General features: G+C 69.6%; 22 protein-coding genes. 17 read left to right on the top strand and 5 right to left on the bottom strand.

Translation table 11 applies throughout. The features are described from left to right. Window positions 1-11 precede the first annotated feature (11 nt). The 3 genes from ACH4KB_RS08505 to ACH4KB_RS08495 all read left to right on the top strand — a co-directional run bounded on the left by ACH4KB_RS08505 (window position 12) and on the right by ACH4KB_RS08495 (window position 1,590). Window positions 12-599: a class IV adenylate cyclase gene (locus ACH4KB_RS08505; protein WP_398064946.1), complete on the top strand. Its 588-nt coding sequence runs from the start codon at window positions 12-14 to the stop codon at window positions 597-599. A gap of 19 nt (window positions 600-618) precedes the next feature. Next, complete coding sequence (locus ACH4KB_RS08500) at window positions 619-993, top strand: hypothetical protein (RefSeq protein WP_364885716.1); 375 nt, start codon at window positions 619-621, stop codon at window positions 991-993. A gap of 183 nt (window positions 994-1,176) precedes the next feature. Further along, window positions 1,177-1,590, top strand: a complete 414-nt coding sequence (locus ACH4KB_RS08495; protein ID WP_398064944.1) for an NUDIX hydrolase — start codon at window positions 1,177-1,179, stop codon at window positions 1,588-1,590. Window positions 1,591-1,694: 104 nt separating this feature from the next. Here ACH4KB_RS08495 and ACH4KB_RS08490 read toward each other — a convergent pair whose 3' ends face one another. The 5 genes from ACH4KB_RS08490 to ACH4KB_RS08470 form a co-directional block, all read right to left on the bottom strand. Next, a complete protein-coding gene (locus tag ACH4KB_RS08490; RefSeq protein ID WP_398064942.1) occupies window positions 1,695-3,407 on the bottom strand; it encodes a mobilization protein in 1,713 nt (570 codons plus the stop codon). Next, window positions 3,404-3,964 (bottom strand): MobC family plasmid mobilization relaxosome protein, encoded by a 561-nt coding sequence (locus ACH4KB_RS08485; protein ID WP_398064940.1) that lies wholly within the window; start codon window positions 3,962-3,964, stop codon window positions 3,404-3,406. Before ACH4KB_RS08485 ends, ACH4KB_RS08490 begins: the two co-directional genes overlap by 4 nt. 325 nt (window positions 3,965-4,289) lie before the next feature. Beyond that, window positions 4,290-5,144, bottom strand: a complete 855-nt coding sequence (locus tag ACH4KB_RS08480) for a DUF2637 domain-containing protein (protein WP_398064938.1) — start codon at window positions 5,142-5,144, stop codon at window positions 4,290-4,292. 421 nt (window positions 5,145-5,565) lie between these two features. After that, a complete protein-coding gene (locus ACH4KB_RS08475) occupies window positions 5,566-6,741 on the bottom strand; it encodes a DUF3631 domain-containing protein (protein WP_398065607.1) in 1,176 nt (391 codons plus the stop codon). A 356-nt stretch (window positions 6,742-7,097) separates the two neighbouring features. Beyond that, window positions 7,098-7,328, bottom strand: coding sequence for a hypothetical protein (locus ACH4KB_RS08470; protein WP_037630553.1), 231 nt, complete (start codon window positions 7,326-7,328; stop codon window positions 7,098-7,100). A 94-nt stretch (window positions 7,329-7,422) separates the two neighbouring features. Between ACH4KB_RS08470 and ACH4KB_RS08465 the strand changes: the two genes are divergently transcribed. The 14 genes from ACH4KB_RS08465 (at window position 7,423) to ACH4KB_RS08400 (ending at window position 17,603) form a co-directional block, all read left to right on the top strand. Further along, on the top strand, window positions 7,423-8,124 hold the full coding sequence (locus ACH4KB_RS08465) for a helix-turn-helix domain-containing protein (RefSeq protein ID WP_398064936.1): 702 nt from the start codon (window positions 7,423-7,425) through the stop codon (window positions 8,122-8,124). Beyond that, window positions 8,121-9,788: a tyrosine-type recombinase/integrase gene (locus ACH4KB_RS08460; protein WP_398064934.1), complete on the top strand. Its 1,668-nt coding sequence runs from the start codon at window positions 8,121-8,123 to the stop codon at window positions 9,786-9,788. The genes ACH4KB_RS08465 and ACH4KB_RS08460 overlap by 4 nt, the downstream gene beginning before the upstream one ends. Window positions 9,789-10,244: 456 nt before the next feature. Continuing rightward, window positions 10,245-10,694 (top strand): hypothetical protein, encoded by a 450-nt coding sequence (locus tag ACH4KB_RS08455; RefSeq protein WP_398064932.1) that lies wholly within the window; start codon window positions 10,245-10,247, stop codon window positions 10,692-10,694. A 103-nt stretch (window positions 10,695-10,797) separates the two neighbouring features. Then, complete coding sequence (locus tag ACH4KB_RS08450) at window positions 10,798-11,805, top strand: DUF6907 domain-containing protein (protein ID WP_398064931.1); 1,008 nt, start codon at window positions 10,798-10,800, stop codon at window positions 11,803-11,805. Beyond that, window positions 11,802-12,218 (top strand): DUF6907 domain-containing protein, encoded by a 417-nt coding sequence (locus ACH4KB_RS08445; RefSeq protein ID WP_398064929.1) that lies wholly within the window; start codon window positions 11,802-11,804, stop codon window positions 12,216-12,218. The genes ACH4KB_RS08450 and ACH4KB_RS08445 overlap by 4 nt, the downstream gene beginning before the upstream one ends. Then, window positions 12,215-12,409, top strand: a complete 195-nt coding sequence (locus ACH4KB_RS08440; protein WP_398064927.1) for a hypothetical protein — start codon at window positions 12,215-12,217, stop codon at window positions 12,407-12,409. The genes ACH4KB_RS08445 and ACH4KB_RS08440 overlap by 4 nt, the downstream gene beginning before the upstream one ends. Further along, window positions 12,406-12,783 (top strand): hypothetical protein, encoded by a 378-nt coding sequence (locus ACH4KB_RS08435; protein ID WP_398064925.1) that lies wholly within the window; start codon window positions 12,406-12,408, stop codon window positions 12,781-12,783. Before ACH4KB_RS08440 ends, ACH4KB_RS08435 begins: the two co-directional genes overlap by 4 nt. Continuing rightward, window positions 12,780-13,118, top strand: coding sequence for an HNH endonuclease (locus ACH4KB_RS08430; protein ID WP_398064923.1), 339 nt, complete (start codon window positions 12,780-12,782; stop codon window positions 13,116-13,118). The genes ACH4KB_RS08435 and ACH4KB_RS08430 overlap by 4 nt, the downstream gene beginning before the upstream one ends. Next, on the top strand, window positions 13,115-14,251 hold the full coding sequence (locus ACH4KB_RS08425; protein ID WP_398064921.1) for a conjugal transfer protein: 1,137 nt from the start codon (window positions 13,115-13,117) through the stop codon (window positions 14,249-14,251). The genes ACH4KB_RS08430 and ACH4KB_RS08425 overlap by 4 nt, the downstream gene beginning before the upstream one ends. Further along, the gene (locus tag ACH4KB_RS08420; protein WP_398064919.1) at window positions 14,248-14,550 is read left to right on the top strand and encodes a hypothetical protein; all 303 of its coding nucleotides are present in this window, start codon (window positions 14,248-14,250) and stop codon (window positions 14,548-14,550) included. The genes ACH4KB_RS08425 and ACH4KB_RS08420 overlap by 4 nt, the downstream gene beginning before the upstream one ends. 40 nt (window positions 14,551-14,590) lie before the next feature. Beyond that, the gene (locus tag ACH4KB_RS08415) at window positions 14,591-14,776 is read left to right on the top strand and encodes a hypothetical protein (protein ID WP_398064917.1); all 186 of its coding nucleotides are present in this window, start codon (window positions 14,591-14,593) and stop codon (window positions 14,774-14,776) included. A 41-nt stretch (window positions 14,777-14,817) separates the two neighbouring features. Further along, on the top strand, window positions 14,818-15,039 hold the full coding sequence (locus ACH4KB_RS08410) for a hypothetical protein (RefSeq protein WP_398064916.1): 222 nt from the start codon (window positions 14,818-14,820) through the stop codon (window positions 15,037-15,039). A 15-nt stretch (window positions 15,040-15,054) separates the two neighbouring features. Beyond that, window positions 15,055-15,378, top strand: coding sequence for a hypothetical protein (locus ACH4KB_RS08405; protein ID WP_398064914.1), 324 nt, complete (start codon window positions 15,055-15,057; stop codon window positions 15,376-15,378). Between the two features lie 86 nt (window positions 15,379-15,464). Then, entirely contained in the window at window positions 15,465-17,603 is a 2,139-nt protein-coding gene (locus ACH4KB_RS08400) for a cell division protein FtsK (protein ID WP_398064912.1), read from the top strand. Window positions 17,604-17,677: the final 74 nt, after the last annotated feature.

Below are 17,677 nucleotides of genomic sequence, written 5' to 3'. Positions count from 1 at the left end.
GAGAAGGCCCCATGAAGCACGAGTACGAGGCGAAGTTCCTGGCCGTGGACGTCGCCGACCTCCAGACCAAGCTGAGCGCCCTCGGTGCCGTCCAGGCGTTCCCCCGCACTCTCCTCACCCGCAAGATCTTCGAGAACGACTCCCTTGACGGCGGGGCCTGGATTCGGCTGCGGGACGAGGGCACCCGCTCGACGCTCACCCTCAAGCAGGTCACCGACTCCACGACGATCGACGGCACCAAGGAGATCGAAACCGAGGTCACCGACCTGCACGCCATGGCCGACATCCTGCGCCGGGTCGGCCTCACCGAGGTCCGGTACCAGGAGAACTACCGCGAGGAATGGCGCCTGGGCGAGGTCGCCTTCGACTTCGACAGCTGGCCGGACCTTCCCACCTTTCTGGAGATCGAAGGACCCGACGAGGCGTCGGTGCGCCAGGCCGCCGCGCTGCTCGACCTCGACTACTCCGAGGCCCGGTTCGGCAGCGTAGACGAGATCTACAAGAGCGAGTCCGGCCGCGACATCCTCTCCGAACCCACGCTCCTGTTCTCCGAAGCCGAGAAGCAGAAGGAAGCTTCTCCCACGGCCCAGGACCGTTGATCGCGGAGGGAGACGAGCGATGCTGACGGAAGTCGCCCTACAGCACAGGGTGATCCCCGGGATCGCCGAGTTCGCCCGAGGAGGACTGCCCTCACCGGCGGCCACCGACGACGGCAACGAGTGGGTCGACGGAGCCTGCTGGCTCTACTGCGGGCAGCGGTGGACACGCGTCCTGTGGATCGGTCCCGCCAAAGTCGCCGGGGCCCAAGCCCCGATGTACGCGTGCGGCGCCTGCATCGGCGAGCTGCAGGAACGGGTCTGGCAATCCTTCTTCAACGAGAACCGCCCGGCTGGCTCCACCCGGCCAAGCGAATCCGCCGAGGTGGGGCAGTCGACCTCCGGTAGGAGAACCGGCAGGCATCGGGGCCAGAGCAGGCTCTTCCGCCGTAATTAAGCCCCCGCCCCGGTCACGCTGGCGCTCGCTGTCCCCCGCAGCGAAAGCCCGTGGCCGGGGCGGGTCACTGGCGTGCGTGCCTTCGGCGGAAGCCCCGAGACGAACAGCCTGACAACACAGCGACCGTTTCACGTCCACCGATACGGTCTTCCCTGCCATCCTGGGCCTCTTGGAGGAGCAGTCGTGACGCAGCAGACCACGGACAAGCAGCCGGGCATCGCCGCCGCCATCGTCGTTCACGACGGCCGCGTGCTCATGGTCCGCCGCCGGGTGAGCGAGGGGCAGCTCTCCTGGCAGTTCCCCGCCGGGGAGATCGAGCCCGGCGAAGGGCGCGAGGCCGCCGCCGTACGGGAGACCCGGGAAGAGACAGGGCTGACCGTTGAGGCGGTCAAGCTGCTCGGCGAGCGCGTTCACCCCAAGTCGGGCCGCTTCATGTCCTACACCGCCTGCCAGATCCTGGGCGGCACGGCTCACGTCGCCGATACCGAGGAGCTTGCCGAGCTTGCCTGGGTCACCCTCGGCGACATCCCGGAGTACGTGCCGTACGGGCTGTTCGAGCCGGTGCAGGACTACCTCGACGGTGCCTTGTCCGCGTAGACCGCTCCGAGCTCCGGCGGGGAACTGCGGGCGAGCACCAAAGCTCCACGACTTACTGGGTCTTGCCTGGATGCAGGGCTCCGTGCCAACGAACGCCTCCCCCCTCACAGACGTGGACGGTGCTTCTGTTCCGCCGGGACCGCCGACCGTGCGGGCTCAGCCACACCGGCCGATAGTGCAGTCGGGGACAGTCGCATGGTCGTAGTCCTGCGGGCGGCTTCGGCGCGGGGGTTGGGTGCGGGGTTGCGGCTGGTGTGCTGGATGCGGGTGATCAGGACGCGGGCGGGCTGGCGGGCGCTCGTGAGTTCGCGCTGGGCGGCGGCTTCCTTGAGGAGCTGGTGGGGTTTGTGGCCGCTTGCTTCGGCGTCGGCGAGGACGGTGGCGAGGGCCGGCCAGGCGGGGTCGGTGAGGATGCGGTCGGCGTGGTCGGGGGCGGCGGCCCGGACGTCGTGGGCCAGGGTTCGGCTGGCCTGGTCGCTCGGCTGACGAGCGGCGAGGGTGTCGATGACCGGGGCGAGGGCGTGGTCGGCGGCGGTGTGTAGGTGGTGGAGGGTCTGGCGGGCGGCTTCGGCCTGGTGGGCGTGGTTCTTCGCTTCGTGCCAGCGGGCGGCGACGATCGTGGCCCAGACGAGGGCGGCGAGCAGGGCGGCGAAGGCGCTGCCGTCGGCGCCGGTGGTGGTGTGGGCGATGTCGCGGGCCGCGCGGCGCAGGGTATGGGCGGCCTGGTGCTCGGCGCGGATCTGGGAGCGCTGGGCGCGGGCGAATATCTTTGCTGCGGTGCGTAGTTCGGCTCGGGAGTGGTCAGGTGCCTTCTGTGCGGTGGCCTCGATGAGTTCGCCGAGCGCCGTGGTGTGGGCCTGGGCGTGGGTGTCGTCGGTCATGCCCTGGTGGAGGGTGTCGAGGGCGTCGGTGGCCTGGTGCCAGGGGGTGGTGGGGCGCTGTCGGCGTGCGGTGGGGTGTTCTTCCGGTGCGGTGGTTTCCAGACGGGCCTTGAGCTTGGGGAGGGTGAGGTCGGGGGCGATCCTTCCGCCGGGGTGGAAGATCTGTTTCCCGTCGTTGTTGAGGTCGCCGGGGCGGCCGGCGGCGTAGCCGAGGAGATCTCCGGACGGTCCGCGGCGGGGTTTGATCGCGATGCCGTCGGCTTCGAGGTAGGCGAGGAGTTCCTCGGCGTTGCTGGCGTGGGGGATGGCGGCGCGGATGCGGTCCTGGAGCCAGTCACCGCTGGTCTGCTCCCAGCCGAGGCGTTGGGCCTTGTGCATCTCTGCCTGCGTGGGGCGCTTTCCAGCGGTGCGGTCGTCCTTCTTCAGCTGGCGCAGGCCGTAGTCGGTCTCGATCTGGCGGCAGGCGTCGCCGACACGGATACCGCTGCCGTGGAGCTTGGGGCGGCGGCCGTCTTCGCGGACAGTGGTGGCGAGGATGTGGATGTGGTCATCCGCGTGGCGCACAGCGATCCAGCGGCAGCCGAGGTCGTCGCCGGGCGGGGCGATGCCTGCGGCTTCGACGATGCGCTGGGCGATGTCGGCCCACTCGGCATCGGAGAGGTGCCGGTCCTCGGGGGCTGCGCGGACGGGGCAGTGCCAGACGTGGTCGGTGATCTTCTTCCCGAACTCACTGTTCCGGAGATGCACCGGCTCGTCCAGGTGTTGGGCGAGCTGGGTGAGCGTGGCGTCCGGGTTCCGGCCGGGGTCGGGCATACCGAGCATCGCGAAGCCGGCGACGATGTGCGGGTCGAGGTGCTCGTCGTGGCGGCCGGGGCCGTAGAGGTAGGCGAGCAGGCCACGGGTGTTGGCTCCGGCCGGTTTGATGGCGGCTATCACGCGGCCTGCTCCTTCTCCGCCTCAGCGGGTTCACGCAGGGCCTGGGCGATCAGGTCCAGCAGGTGGTGCAGCTCGTCGAGACGGTGACGTACGTCGGGCGGGGTGAGGTCGCTGTTGAGGGCGCGGGCGATCTGGTTGACGTTGGCGCCGATCCGGTTGAGTTCGCGCAGTACCTGGGCGCGGAACATGTGGGTGCGGCGGCGGTCCTCGGACAGCGGCAGGTTCGCGGTGAACCGGCCGGTGATGAAGGCGAGGGCGATGTCCGCGGTGAAGCCGGATTCCCCTTTGTAGCCGTGCTCGGCTGCGGCCTCCTGGAGCGCGGCGTGCTCGTCGCCGGTGAAGCGCAGCGGTCCGACACGGACGGTCCGCTTGGTGCCGGTGAAGCGGCGAATCGTCGGCTGCACGCTCTGCGGTGCTCGTTCGCCAACCGTCGGGTCGGTGGCATGTGCGGGGCGAAGGATCTGCTGCTGGACGGCGTGGAGCTCGTCCTGGTCGGGGCCGCCCTCAGCCCCGATCTCCCGGCCAAGCGCCCCCTGGCGCTGGGCCGTCTCCGCCACCCCCGGGGCGGAGATCCCCGAAGACCGGCCTTGAGTCGGACTCGGGGTACTACTGGCTCCGCCCGGGGCCGTCCGCCCAAATGCCCGACGCAGACGGGACCGCAGCGTAGGAAGCCGTGTCGAGGCGGGCGGCTCAGCGGGGGTGTCGTCAGGTAGGTGCTGACTGTGCTGCATGGAAGATGCTCCAGATGCGGCTCGGCGGACAGGATGACGGCGACCCGGTGGCGCGAGCCATCGCGTTGTCCACAGGTTGTGGGGATCTGCGGGGCGACCGGCGGGTGCTCGGGTGACCGGAAGGGTTCCGGTCACCGGAGCACGCGAGGCGTCAGCCTCCGGAGACCTTGATGCCAGCGGCTTCGAGTTCCGGCCGGAGCGACTCCATGACTTCGGTCTGCCGCGCGCTTCCGATCGTCAGATTCCGTTCCTTCACAGCAGCTCGCAGCAGGTCACGCGTGAGTTTGCCGTGCTGGCGACCGGTGGCCCGGCCGATGGCCTTCAGTTCCGCGATGGTCGCCTTCGGAGGACGGCCGCCGACTGGTTTGGCCTCTGATACCAAGGGCGTAGATTCCGTCCGCTCCTCGCCAGAAGGGCACGGATCGTCAACGGCAGCGTCCTGCCATCGGCCCTCACTATGCTCACCGACCGGCCGGTTCCGCACAGCTACGGAGCCGATACCGGATGGGGCATCGGTTGGTGCCACAAGCTGGTGGATCTGTCGCATCAGCACGCCGAACGCGACCATCGCGGCGGCCGGAGGGACGGCAGCGACCACGTAGTCGAGGAGCGGAACGCTGCGTCCGTTGTCCGCGCCGCTGACGCCAGCGACGTTCAGTGCGATGGAGCCGACCGATCCGGCAGCGGTCACGGCGACCGCCCAGAGGTCGGTCGTACGCCGGAGCGCAGCACGCAGCATGAGCAGTTCGCCGGCGACGATGAACGCGTCCAAGGTGGCAGGCCAAGCCCACCGGCGGATGGGGGATGCGCCGAGCCCGTGCTGGCCGGCGACATCGGCGAGGTGCGCGTAGGACAGCCAGAACGCTCCGGCTGTCAGGGCCACGATGACGATGCCGGCCGCACCGAGCGCGAGCTGCTCTGCGTCGGCACGCCTCGGTCGCTGCTCTTCGGCTGGGACGTCATCTCGTGTCTGCGGCGATGACATGGTGAGGTGCGGGGCGGTCAAGCGGGAATCTCCTTGGGGGTAGTGGGTGAGGGGCGTCTTCGCCGTCTTGTGCGTTGCACGTGCAGGTCAGCGCGGTACGGCAGCGCGCCTGACGTGCCCGTCTTGGCGGGAAGCGCTGGCGTCTTGTCCCGACTCGGGACAGAGGTGAGGCGGATCCGCCCCGGCTCGTGTCCGAGCGCCGGCACCCGCTGGGACGGCCGGTTACGGCAGCCGTCCCAGCGAGCAGGACTGTGACCTGCGGCAATACGGCGAGGACGCCTGGGACGGGGTAAGACGGATCTGGACGCCGTGCCTCTGCTGGATGCACGTGCTCAGGCGCGTGCGCTGCCGTCTCGCCCCTCGGCTGCCGTCTTGCTTATGTGTGCCCTGACCTGCACGATCACGGCAGGGACGGCAAGTACGGCAACCAGGGATGTGGGGGTCAGCCTTCGCCGCGACGAGCGTCGACCGGGTGGACGGTCGGGCAGTACCGCCGCCAGGCGTCCAAGAACTTGTTGCGCGTGTAGCCCTTGCGCTGAGTCCGGTCCGCCATGCGCACGTTGCCGGGCCGGATGTCGTAGTCGCGCAGCATCCCGCTGAGCTCCCGGGAGGTCAGGCCGTGGCGTCCACGCTCTCCCCACGGGGCTTCGGCGTCCGCGTTCAGGTGGTGCAGGAGGTCTTCGGTGGAGAGGCTGTCCGCCTCCCGCTGCGCGAAGAAGACTCGTCGGATGTCAGCGAGGATGCGCGCCCCACTCGGGTGGTCTTCCTCAGCTGCCACCTCGGCGGCGACCATCCGTGCGCACGCGATCCGCGCAAGCCGTGGCCAGCGGCCGCCGGCCAGGTCCGCGATGATCACCAGAGGCTCCCAGGTGTCGGCGGCTCGATCCTCGACCGGCATCTCCGGCTCCAGGCTCGCAGCGTCCTCCAGTAGCGGGAGGGCCCAGGCACGGATACGGTCGCGCAGTTCGTGCAGAGCCGGGATGTCGCGTCGCGAGCGGAAGGGTTTGACCTTCTCACCCTCGGCCCTGCGGCGCATACGGATGACGACGGATCGATCCATGACGGTGTCCGGCAGGTCACCGATGCCCGCGATGGCCGCCATGGCGAAGGTGGCGAACTTGTGCGGGGTGTGGTCGTTGCCGACGACCCGAGTGACGTACCGGCCGCGCTGGTGGCCGGCGTTGAGGAGGCCGCGTGTCTCCTCGTTCTTCTCCGCGACCTTGGGGCCGAAGATGGTGTCGGCCTCGTCCACCAGCAGCGTCGGTGGCTCCTCCTCGTTGATCGAACGGAAGATAGCCGCTGGTGTGGTGTTGATGGTGAGCATCGGCTCGTGGACCGTCTCGGTCAGCACGTCCAGGAGCCGGGACTTTCCACACCGTTTCGCAGGTCCCACCACTGCCAGCCGAGGGGCGTGCTGCCAGGCGGGCTGGAGCTGCGTCGCCGCCACCCAGAGGGTGGTCGCGTCCAGCGCCTCGGGAGAGGGCGGGATCACGAACTGGGCTATCTGGGAGCGCAGTTCGTCCAGCAGATCCGAGCCTGGTGTCGGCTCCGCGTCGGGAATGGTCTCCAGGCTCTTCGCCGGGTCCGTCTCGCTGCCGTCAGCCGGACCATCGTGCATCTCCGCTGTGGCAGAGGCGGCCTGGGTCGGACCCAGATGAGCGCCGGGCCGGCCGGGGATGGCCGTGGCGGGCCAGGCCGCTCGGGCGGGGATGGAATAGGAGTCGGGGTTCTCAGGTTGCACTGGGCGGCTCCTCGTCTGGCGGCTGCGGGCTTGCACGCCCTTGCCGCCGGGTCGGATCTCACGGGATTGCTGGGGAGTCCTGGAGCCTCCGGCGTTGCACCGTCGGAGGCTCTCCCTCTTCTCGCGGGGGTCCCGGTACCGCGAGCGACCACGGACAGTACGTCCACGGCGTGCCACAGTCCAGCGTTTCTGTGTCAGCTCAGCGCAGAAGCGCCTACGGCGCATCAGATGCCTCATGCGGCCAGCCCCAGCAAGGCCAACAGGTCTGCCGTCACCACCCGGTAGGCGTTCCCGAGCCTGAGCACCTTGCACGGGTACTGGCCGCGCTTGGCCAACTCGTAGCCCTTGCTCCGGCCGAGCCCCAGCGCCCGGTTACCCGTCTCCAGGTCAACGGCCGCCGGGAGTCCCAGAAGCTCCTCGCGACTCATCCCCTTCGCCCCTCCGGCGTCTTCGTTCTGGCGCATGCGCACTCCATCCATGACTGAGCCCACGGCGAACGCGACCTCCGCGTCCGTCTCCAGGTCTTGGAATCAACGCTAAGCGAGCTAATGTGTCTACATGACACAACGCCGAAGTCACCATGGATCGAGCAAGGCCGACGACGAGGACGACGTCCCGGAGTGGGTGGACCAGGTCATGGCCACCGTGGCCGCCGAGGTCCGCAGACGACGGAAGGAACTGGGTTGGAGCGCACAGGACTTGGCCGACAGATGCGCGGAGATCGGCCATCCGATCCCCCGCAACGTCATCGCCAACATGGAGTCCGGACGCCGCTCCAACCTGCCCTTGGTCGACATCATGGTGCTGGCCGAAGCCCTGAACACCCCACCCATCTGCCTCCTCTATCCCGTGGGCTACATCGAGGACGTGCAGCGGCTCCCGCTCCAGGACTCGACTTCCACTCTGGATGCACTGCGCTGGTTCACGGGGGAGGAGACCGATCTCGGCGCGGACGACGACATGCTCCGCTACTTCCGAGCCCATCACGCCGCCCAGGAGCGGCTTCGAAGTGCGCGACGCGACGAGGAGTACGCGCGCTACCACGCCCAGACCGCCCCGAATGCCGACCGGAAGGCCGAGGCCCTCCGCTCCCAGGCCCGTGCCGCCGAGACGGCCGACGACGCCGAAGACCGCCTGCGCAGAGTTCGCGCCTTCATCGAGGAAGAGGGCGTCACGCCCCCGTTCCTGTGGCCCGACCTGACCGACGTAATCGACTCATCCGGGAGCGATCCCGAAACCCGCGAGGAGAATGATCTTTGAAGGGCTCCACCTACCGCCGCTGCTCCTGCCGCGACCCGAGGACCGGCAGGGAACTCGGCACCTCCTGCCCCAAGCGCAACAGCAGGAACCACTGCACCTACTCCGTACGCCAGGAGCTCTCACCCCGCGAGGACGGCAGCCGCCGCTCCTTCGCCCGTGGCGGGTACGCGAGTCTCAAGGCCGCCCAGGCCGACCTCGACCGCGTACGCGCCCTCCTCGGGCTCGCCGACTCGGACGACCCCGAGGGCACCGAACTGCTCGCCGAGATGCTGGCCGAGGTAAGTCGAGAGCGGTCACCTCTGCCCGAGGTCGAGGAGACGCGGCGGCGCCTCAACTCCGGTCAGGACCTCATCGGAAGCCTGACCGTCGCCGAATGGCTCGACCGGTGGCTGGCCGGCAAGCGCATACGCAAATCCGGTCTCAACCGCTACGAGACCGACATCCGCGTCCACCTGAAGCCGCGCATCGGCAACCGGCGCCTGGACCGGCTGCGCGTCAGCCACCTCAGCGAGATGTTCACCGACATCCGCGAGGCCAACGCCCAGATCCTGGAGGACAACGCCCAGCGAAGGGCCGCACTCGACGAGTTGGCGACGGTGCCGTGGACGAAGGGCGTCGGAAACCGGGCTCGTCGCAAGGCGATGAAGGCCGCGATCGACGAGATGCCGCCCTTCAGGCGTGTCACCGGACCGGCCACGCGCCTGCACGTCAAGGCCACTCTTCGTGCGGCCCTGAACGAGGCGATCGGGCAGCAGATCATCACGTTCAACCCGGCCGCCCACGTCGAGATCGACCCCGTACGCAAGCCGAAGGCGCTGGTGTGGACCGACGAGCGGGTCGCCAAATGGGAGCAGACGGGCGAGAAGCCGTCCCCCGTGATGGTCTGGACGCCCCAGCAGACCGGCGCCTTCCTCGACTTCGTCGCTGAGGACCGGCTGTACGCGATGTGGCACCTCATCGCCTTCCGCGGCCTCCGCCGTGGCGAGGCGTGCGGCCAGCCGTGGTCGGAGACGAACCTCGACACCCACTCCCTCACCGTCTCCTCTCAACTCGTCCAGGACGGCTGGGAGGTGGAGGCGTCCGACCCCAAGACCGACAGCGGCTCCCGCGTGGTTGCCCTCGACGACGACACGGTCGACGTCCTGAAGCACCACCGCGAACGGCAGGAAACGGCTCGCGAAGAATGGGGCACAGCCTGGGTCGAGACCGGCCACGTCTTCACGCAGGAAGACGGCTCCTGGCTCCACCCCGGCAAGGTGACCGACCTCTTCGAGCGCCTCGTCGCCGCCTCTGGCCTCCCGCCGATCCGCCTGCACGATCTGCGCCACGGCGCTGCCACCCTCATGCTCGCCGCCGACATCGACATCAAGATCGTGTCGGACACCCTTGGGCACAGTGACACCCGCATCACGCGGGACATCTACCAGAGCGTCCTCCCCCACGTCGGCAGGAGCGCCGCCGAGGCCACCGCAAAGCTCGTCCCCCTCCAGCGGAGGGCCGAGGCCGAGAAGGCCGCGCGCAAGGCCGCGAAGAAGGAGAAAGCCAGGAAGGTTGCGGCCAAGGCGGCCGACGTCGGCAAGGGCGGCGGCAAGCCGAAGCGGGACAAGGTGAAAGCCCAGGCCAAGGCCGCCAAGAAGGCCACCCGCCGCAAGCCCAAGAAGTAGGTATCCGAGCGGCTCCGCTCACGCACCGCTCACGCAAGCAACGTCACGGCAACTCGGCCGTGTGACCCGCCATGCCCCGAGCAACAGAAAACCCCAGGTCACGGGCTATGTGACCTGGGGATTTTCTGAGCCGCCTTCGGGATTCGAACCCGAGACCTACGCATTACGAGGTCTATCAGGCCAGTTTCTCGACCTGCGACGGAAGCCCATACGGCCTCTGACCTGCGAGTTTGTCATCCGTACACGTCTCTCGTTATCCCGCAACGTCTGGGGATCACCCGTACTGAATGTGTACTGCGGCCAGCGCGCCGCCCGCGATACTCCCGCACGACAGGGTTGCTCTATCGCATCTTCCAATGCTAATCTGCATTAGCAGTCACATTGAAGCGGCCCCCGCTGGTGGTAGCACACCGAACGAGGGCCTCACGGAAAACCTGCGTGAACAGGAGTACCGCTGTGCTGAAGTCTCTCATCCCTTCCCGCCTGGTCACCATCGTCTCGGACGCGGTCCGGTCGGTCGTCGCCCCGGCCTCTCTCATGGCCGAGGCCCCCACCACCGCCGCCCCGGACCCGGCCGGCCTGTACGAGGTCGATGAGGTCCCCCCGGTCGCCGACGTCGAGGCTGCTGCCGCCGCGTTCGACGTGGCCGCCCAGCAGGCCCGTGCCGGTGACCGTGGCAAGCGGGCCGCGAAGAAGATCCTCGACCGGCTCCCCGCCGGCCGGTACGGGTCCTGGCTGGTGACCCGCACCGTGTCGAACCGGCAGACCGCCGACCTCGACGCCATCCGGGCCATCTTCAAGGCCAACGGGCTCGGTCCCGTGCCGATGAAGTCGTCGGCCCCGTCCCTCAAGGTCGAGCGCCTCGCCGAGGTTCCCGCCGTCGCACCGGTCCTCATCGCCGCCTGACGGCCCCTGCTCCACCACCGTGTCCCGCGGTTTCGGGACTGCCCCGGCCGGACGTGTCCTGTCCGCCGGCCGGGGCCCCTCACATGCTTTGAGGAGACCAGCCATGAGCAATACCGCCCGCACCAGCATCCCGGCCACGTTCCGCCAGTCCGGGGCCCCCGTCACCCCGGCCACCGCCGCCGCCCCCGTCGCCCCGGCCTCCTTCTGGAAAGCGGTCACCCTCGGAGACGTCGCGACGATTCCCGTCGCCGAACTCCTCACCGGCATGGGCGTCACCCTCATCGAGGTCGAGCCCGGCGAGCTGGCCGCTGACGGCATCGTCGCCTACTTCCACGGCCGCATCGGGGAGGCCGAGATCCAGGTCGAGCGCACCCTGCCGCAGACGGACCGGGAGCCGATCATCAGGGAGCTCCTGGCCCGGATCAGCCCCGTCGAGCAGACGTACTCGAAGAGGGCGCCGGGGCCTGCCGCGACGTCTCCCACCTCGACTGAAGACCTGTGGGCGCTGTGGCAGTCCATGACCGTCGGCGAGACCGCGCACATGCCCCTCGACAAGCTGCTGACCCTCCTCGGGGTCACCGTCGAGGAGGTCGAGCCGAAGGCGCTCCAGATCGGGGACTACGCCCGCTTCACCGGCCGGATCGGCGACGGTGAGATCTGGCTGTCGCGCAGTTTGCCGCAGGCCGACCGTGAGCCGATCGTCCGTGACTTCCTCAACACCATCACCCCCGAGCCTGCGACCCGGACCAGGGGCCCGGTGGCGGCTCGACTGGTCCGCCGGGTCACGGTGCAGGTCGACTGCTACGACTGGTGCACCGAGGCCCACCACGAGCACACGGGGCCGATCGAGGACATCATCCACGCCAGCGCTTACGCCGACCTGACGCTTTCGGGGATCGCCAACAGCAACGAGGACGTGCTGCTGATGCACGCCCGGATCGGTGTGGACCCGTTCAGCATCCTGGAGGCGGAGCGGAAGCCGCACATCGTCATCGATGACGAGCAGGGCATGCACATCCTGCCGCTGATGGAGGCCGTCGCGTTCGCCGACGAGCTGGCCGAGTTCGCCGCGGAGATCCGCCGTCAGGCTTCGAAGGCGGCCGGCAAGTGAGCGGCGACCGGCCCACTGTGGCCCCTGAGCCCCGCAGGAACGCGGACGGCACGACCAGCGTGCTGACGCTGGACGCCGGGATCGTGCGGATGACCTGCCCCACGTGGTGCTTCGTCGAGCACGGGTACAGCGTTCCGCCGGCGAAGGCGGAGATCACCCACCGCAGCGAGCCCGTGTGGGCGTTGGCCGACACTCCCGAGCACGGGCCGACCAGCTTGGTCGAGGTCGGTCTCGTGCAGTGGCCGTACAGCGACCGCGACGCCGTGTTCCTCGGTGTCGAGACCGATGACGGGTTTCTGGAGGTCGGGCCGACCGGTGCACACCGGATCGCCACCGCCCTCCGGGACCAGGCGCACCACATCGACCTCATGGCCGGTCACCTGGTCAACCTCCGGGCCGGTGAAGGCCAGTGAGCAGCAAGTGGCCGATCCCCCGGCCCACGGAGAACGCCGCCCTGCGGGCCCTGGACCGGGCCCCGCGGCCCTGCCCGGAGTACCCAGCCCTGTTCGCCGGTCTCCTCACCGCCACGGCGGTGGGTGACCGGCACGGGGTGAACCTCCTCGGTCACCTCATCGCCCGCACCGGCGGAGAGGTCGCACGGTGAGCGCCGACGAGAACGCCCCGGTCATCTGCACGTGGACCGGCCGGGAGATCGCCGCCCTGATGACCGCCCGGCGGATGACGAACGAACGGTTCGCCGGGCACCTGGGGGTGTCGGTCCGGTCCGTCGCGACGTGGCGGGCCAAGCCCACGGCGGTGCCCCGCCCGGACATGCAGCAGCTGCTGGACACCTCGTTCGAGCTGCTGAAGCCGAGGGAGCTGCAACGGTTCGTGGCCGTCCTCAAGGAGCCGGCCGCGGGCCAGGAGCGCAAGCAGGAGTCGCCGGTGGTCATGGTCGCCGAGATGACCCTGATGCAGGCCCGTATCGACGAGTTGCAGGCGGAGTTGGCCCGCGGCGGCCGGAGGGCCGCCCGGTGAGTCGGACCAACGCGAAGACGCCCGCCCGCCGGAGGGTCCTCCTCCGGCTGGTGGCGTCCCGCCCGGGGTGCGGCTGGTGGTGCTTCTACTGCCGCACCCCCTTCACCGACCAGGAGCCGCCCACGTTCGACCACTACATCCCCTACTCGATGTGGCGCACCGGGTGGCACCGCAACTTGGTCCTGGCCTGCGCCCCCTGCAACACGGCCAAGGCCGACACCCTCCCGTGGACGGTGGCCTACCTCCTGCTCAACCAGGCCAAGGCCGCCCTCGCCAACTACGTCTACCCGCCCGGCGACTACGCCGGATTCGACCAGAACGGAAGCCCGTCATGAGCACCACCCGCACCAAACTCACCCGGGGGCAGGCGGTCGTTCTGTCCGCCGCCGCCCTGCCGATGGTCGCCGTCGGCGCGTTCGGCGGGGCAGGCACCTACAGCAACATCGTCGAGGAGTTCAACCGGGCCGCCACCGCCATCGGTGTCGTCGCCGCCGGTGAGGGCGTCACCCTGGTGCTCGCCCTGGTCATGGTCGGTGTCACGATGCTCGGCCAGGCCGCCCCCACGCCCGTTCGTCTCGGCCTGTGGGTGGCCCCGGTCGGGGCCGGGCTGACCGGGGTGGTCGTCGCCGACGACTTCACCGAGGCCGTCGTCTACGGCATGACCCCCCTGGCCATGTCCGCCGCCGCCGAAGGGCTCGGGTTCCTGGCCCGCCGGGTCGTCGTCTACACCACCGGCATCGACATGGAAGCCCAGCGGCGGAACGCCGCCACGATGCAGCGCCTGGCCTTCCACCAGGCCCGTGCGGCGAAGCACCCGGACAAGCGGGTCAAGTGGTGGTCCGAGCGTGCCTCGTGGCGCCTGGCCCGCCGCGTTGGCCACGGTGACGCCCAGCTCGGTCACAGCCTCGTCGAGGTGCAGCGGGAGCAGCTGACCCGCGGGGCCGGTGCAGCCCTCGCCGACATGTACGCCCTCCCGGGAACCGTGGCAGAGACGGCCAAGGTCGCCCCGGTGAAGCACTCGGCGACGGAGGTACTGCGGCGCCGCTTCGCCGAGATGGACCCGGCCGAGGCGATCCGCATCGCACATGATGCGCACCCTGATGCGCCCCCCGCCGAGCTCGCCTCGATGCTCATCACCTACGGGGTGGTGGTCGATGCCGTGCAGGTCGCCCTCGTCCTGTACGGGGCCCCGCAGAACGTCACCGTTGAACGCGACAGGGACGACGATGCGGATGATGCGCATCATGATGCACCCCAGGTCGGGGGTGGTGTCGACGCGAACAAGACGAAGGCGATCCTGGAGGCCGCCGCAGCTCTTGGTCCGGATGTCACGTCCTCGGATGTCGCCGACCGGGTGAAACGCATCAACGGCATCACGGTGAAGCCGAACTACGTCCGCACGACGTTGTCGCGCGAAGCGAAGAAGGCGAAGCCGGCCCGCCACCCGATGGAGGGCGGCTACGCGTGAACGACTTCGAGAAGGCCGCCAAGGACGCGGTCGACGCCGCGGCGAACAGCGAGCAGCTGGCCCTCATCGCCGCTGTGCTCCAGGCCCAGCAGCTCACCCAGCAGCAGCCCGCGGCGCCCGCGCCTGCCGCGCCCCAGAGCAGCGGTGGTGCCGCGAAGTGGATCGGGATCGGGATCGGCGGATCGATCTTCCTGGTCGCGTTCGCCCTGTCCGCTATCGCCGTCGCGATCACCGCCGTCGCCCTGACCATCTGCCTCCTCGTCCTGCGCGCCATGTGGCAGGACATCAAACCCAAGTAGCCCTCCCCCACCTGCACGATCACCCGGAAGGAACCACCCCATGAGCGCCCGTCACCACGCCGCCCGCCAGCGCCGCACGTTCATCGCCCGCATCGCCCGCACCATGCACCGCGAACACGGCCAGGTCAGCCCCTCCGAGATCACCCACGTCGCCGTGTGCGCCGGCTGGAAGACCAACAACCACGAGGTCCGCCACGTCCTGAGCCGCCTCAACCTGCACCGCTGACCGCACCCAACCCAGCACCACCCACCCGAAAGGAACACCCCATGAGCGAGACCCAGACCGAGACCACCATGACCCCGCAGGAAATCGGCGCCCACGCCCTGGCCAAGGCCGTGGAGCACGCCGACCGGGCCGACCGGTACCTCACCCGGCCCTTCGGCACCGTCGAGGAGAACACCGGGCGGATCACGCTGCACGGCGACCTCGCCGCCGTCTACGCCCACGTCGCCACCGCTGCCGCCACCCTCACCGCCGACAACGCCTGACCAGGAAGGACACCCATGTACTCCTACAGCCGAGACGAGTCCCGCCAGCGCGGAAAGCTGTTCCGCAAGGGCTTCCGCCAGGCCCTCGCCGACTGCGTCGACCCCGCGATCCGCCAGCAGATCGAGCGCATCGACCAGTCCGCCGCCGAGCGGGGCCAGCGGGAGCTGAACGCCCTGCACAACGTCCGCGAGGGAGACCGGCAGTCGGTCGCCCAGGCCAAGGCAACCGTGCGCACCGCGAGCCGTCAGGACAAGGCCGCCGCCAAGCAGGCGCTGCGGGACGCCGAGCAGCAGCTCAAGCGCAGTGAGCGGGCCGTGAACCGGGCCGAGAACCAGTAGATCCACCACGGGGCGGCCGTCATCCGCCAAGACAGCCGGCCGCCCCGTGCCCCTGACCACCCAACCGAGCAGCAGGAGAGACCAGCATGACGGACACTGAGATCGGCCCCGTCAACGGGCACACCCTCGCCAAGCTCCACCCCATCCCGCCGGAAGCCATCCCCGAGGCCCGCGCCGAGCAGCCGGCCCCGGTCGTCGAGGACGCCTCCGAGACCACCACACCGGTCGCCGTCGACAACCCGGACCTGCCCTCACCTGGGGTGACGCAGGAGAAGCGGCGGCCGATCCTCGCCCCCTGGCTCAGGAGCGGGGCCGATTTCCTCGCCACCACCCGGCACGCCGGGGCGAACGCCGGGTACGCCGCCCTGTTCCACGGGGTACGGCTGCCCGTCTACGCACTGCGCCTCGGCCTGATGTCGCCCCGCGGCGCCTGCCGGTTCGTCGCCGATAGCAACCGGTGGGTGTGGGACCGGGAAGCCGCACCCTTGCGGGAGGCCGCTGTACGGGCCGAGGACGCCGTCGAGTACCTGACGCTGTCGAGGCTGCGCGCCAACCGGGTGCGGCTCCGTGGCCTGGTCACCATCGTCGCCGCGGTGTTCGGGGCCGGGTTCGCCCTGTGGCTGTACGTCATGGCCCCCGGCTTCCTCGCTGCGTTCGCTGCGGGCGGGGTGCTGCTGTGCGGTTTGGCCGGTCAGGAGAAGGACGCCCCGGTCATCGGGCCTGCTGTGCTGAAGACCGAAGTACAGAAGATGACCGGCAGCATCGTGCTGCGCGGCCTCGACGCCATCGGGAACTCGAAGATCAGCGCCGCGATCAAGAAGGGCGGAGACATGAACGGCATGCGGTTCGTCTCCGAGATCGTGCGGGACGGGCCCGGGTACCGCGCTGACCTGGACCTTCCCTACGGTGTGACCCCGGACGACATCATGGAGGCCCGCTCCCCCCTTGCGTCCGGGCTGCGGCGGAAGCTGGGCTGCGTGTGGCCGTCCCCCGACCCCGACGAGCATGAGGGCCGGCTGATCCTGTGGGTCGGCGACAAGCCGATGAACGAGACGACGAAGCCCGCGTGGCCGCTGCTGAAGGACGGGCAGGTCGACCTGTTCAAACCGGTGGTGTTCGGCAACGACCAGCGGATGCGGGACATGGTCGTCACCCTGATGTTCGTGTCCGTCGTCATCGGCTCCGTGCCCCGCATGGGCAAGACGTTCCTGCTGCGCCTCCTGCTTCTCATCGCCGCCCTCGACCCCCGCGCCGAGCTGCACGGCTTCGACTTCAAGGGCACCGGCGACCTCGGCCCCCTGGAACCGGTCATGCACCGCTACCGGGCCGGCGAGGAAGACGAAGACCTCCTGTACGTCCTGCACGCCATGCGGGAGCTGAAGGAGGAGTTGCGGCGCCGGGCCAAGGTGATCCGCACACTGCCGAAGTCCCGGTGCCCCGAGTCGAAGGTGACCCCGGCCCTGGCCAACGACAAGAGCCTCGGCCTGCACCCGATCGTCGTCGGCTTCGACGAGTGCCAGGTGCCCTTCGAGCACGAGAAGTACGGGGCAGAGCTGGAATCCATCTGCACCGACATCGCGAAGCGCGGCCCCGCCCTCGGCATCATCGGGATCTTCGCCACCCAGCGGCCCGACGCCAAGAGCCTGCCGCCGGGCATCAGCGCGAACGCGATCCTGCGGTTCTGCCTGAAGGTGATGAACCACCAGGCCAACGACATGGTCCTCGGCACCGGGGCGTACAAGTCCGGGATCCGGGCGACGATGTTCTCCCGATCCGACCGCGGCATCTGCTGGATGTCCGGTGAGGGCGACGACCCGCAGATCGCAGCATCAGCGTTCGTCGACGGCCCCGCCGCCGAGAAGGTCATCGTCCGCGCCCGTCAGCTGCGTGAGGCTTACGGCAACATCACCGGGCACGCCATCGGCCAGGGCCCCGAAGCGTCCGCCGGCATGGATGTCCTCGCGGACGTCCTGGGCGTGATCGGCACCGATGAGAAGACCGTGTGGTGCGAGCGGATCGCCGCCCGCCTGGCCGACCTGCGGCCCGACACGTACACCGGGTGGAAGGCCGAGAACGTCACCAACGCCCTCAAGCCGTGGGGCGTGAAGACGGACCAGGTGTGGGGGCAGACCGACGACGGGGAGGGCAAGAACCGGCGGGGCATCAAGCGCGCCGATGTGGCCGCCGCGATCACCCGACGCGACGCCGACCGGGCCGCCGCCTAGCCCCGGAACGGGCCGCTAGACCTAGCACCCGCACCCGCTAGGTCTAGCAGGCCCGCTAGCAGCCGAACGGGCCC

It is taken from the genome of Streptomyces sp. NPDC017520 (assembly GCF_044329855.1).
In the GTDB taxonomy this organism is placed as follows: Bacteria; Actinomycetota; Actinomycetes; order Streptomycetales; family Streptomycetaceae; genus Streptomyces.
The sequence above is the reverse complement of the archived record's forward strand: the minus strand, read 5'-3'. Positions and strand labels throughout refer to the sequence as shown.